Source organism: Sulfurimonas sp. (assembly GCF_016744025.1).
GTDB lineage: Bacteria > Campylobacterota > Campylobacteria > Campylobacterales > Sulfurimonadaceae > Sulfurimonas.
In genome coordinates this window covers 9,815-11,233 of the sequence record NZ_JADGFC010000088.1, presented here as the reverse complement: position 1 = coordinate 11,233, position 1,419 = coordinate 9,815, and the positions used below count along the sequence as shown (strand labels likewise).

At 29.6% G+C, this 1,419-nt stretch carries 2 protein-coding genes and 1 pseudogene; all 3 read right to left on the bottom strand.

Annotated features, from left to right (window positions below; translation table 11 throughout):
• Positions 1-205: 205 nt before the first annotated feature.
• Positions 206-484 (bottom strand): cytochrome C, encoded by a 279-nt coding sequence (locus tag QZZ48_RS11355; protein ID WP_294965825.1) that lies wholly within the window; start codon positions 482-484, stop codon positions 206-208.
• A gap of 78 nt (positions 485-562) precedes the next feature.
• Complete coding sequence (locus QZZ48_RS15850; RefSeq protein WP_366755934.1) at positions 563-850, bottom strand: hypothetical protein; 288 nt, start codon at positions 848-850, stop codon at positions 563-565.
• Positions 851-940: 90 nt separating this feature from the next.
• Positions 941-1,315: pseudogene (locus QZZ48_RS15845) on the bottom strand (acyl-ACP thioesterase domain-containing protein); the annotation flags it as partial.
• Positions 1,316-1,419: the final 104 nt, after the last annotated feature.

Here is a 1,419-nt window from a genome sequence, read left to right as displayed (position 1 = left end):
TACATTTCTTAAAAAGAGAATTAATATTAAGTATTCATATATATACATAATGATTTTTATAATACTTAAGTCAAAGATTGAAATATAGGAAAAAATCAAGCACTATATTTATTCAACGAAGATAACTTGAATAATTAGATATGGTTACGGAAGAGTTTTAGATAATCTAGAGTGCTTTTCTAAGCACTCTTTGTAAATTTACAAATTATTTACCTATAGTTTGAGCAAATTCTTCTAATTCAGCGTCAGAATATTTACCAATTTGACCTTTCATTAGAGCTTTAAGTGATCCGCCATAAGTTCCAGCTTTATATCCTTTTAGCGCAGTTGCAATTTGTTCATGTGTTAGTTCTGCAACAATTTTTGATTTACCTAGTGCAGATTTTTTAAAGTCAGCATTATGACAAGCTGCGCAAGCTTTTGGTTGAACTGCACCCATAAGAGCGATAGTACTTATCCATAATATTAAAATAATTTTTTTCATTTGAGTCCTTATTAAATTATACTGTTCTTGAATTATAATACCTTATACTTAACATTGTTTGAAGATATGAAGTATATATTATTTTTCAATTTTTTTCCATACTGTCTTGGCTGTTGCACAAGTTCTATCACTCCCTTGGACATGAATAGTATGCACAAATGAGTTTTCTTCATCACCTTGATTTGTTAATGATACGATTATGTCTCCATATTGTGCTTCTGATATAAAACGTCCGTCAAGAGAGTGCAAATAATAGTTGTCAGTGATTTCTTCTGGAATTGATTCTACTAGCCATTGTAGATAGCGAATGTTATTAACATGTTTGTTTGTATCTGTATCGTATAAATTTACTTGAAATTTTTTCATATACTCAGCAGAGTTAATAGCATCTATCTTGATTGAAATATCGTGTTCTATAGATGTTTCTTCACAAGATAACCATTTTTCTTTAAAGTCTTTTAGAATTTTTGTAGGTCTTCGTTTAGCTATATCAAAAAATAACCACAAGCCTTTAGCTCTTCCTATAATGTTGTAATGTTCATCATAGATAATATTTTCTCTTATACCTCGGATAGATTTGTACTCAGATAGCCATGTACGGATGATTATTTTCTCTTTATATTAAGGGTAGCGATCCATCTCCATAATTCCAGAGACTAAGACCCATCCAAGGTTTTGCTCCGTAAGAGAAAACAAACTATGCTCAGCAAAGTAACAATGCTCAACAGCTGTTTCTTGAAGTAGGGTGAGCATAGTGATGGATGAAGCCTTTCCTGACTTATCCATTTCAAAGTAACGCATTTCAAATTCTTTGTCAAAATAATTTTTCATTTCCTAGTTTAGCATAAAATTTTTTGTTTATTGATTCATATATTTAATTAACATTAATGATAATCATTATTATTAATAAGATATTCTTAAGTATACTTCTTGTA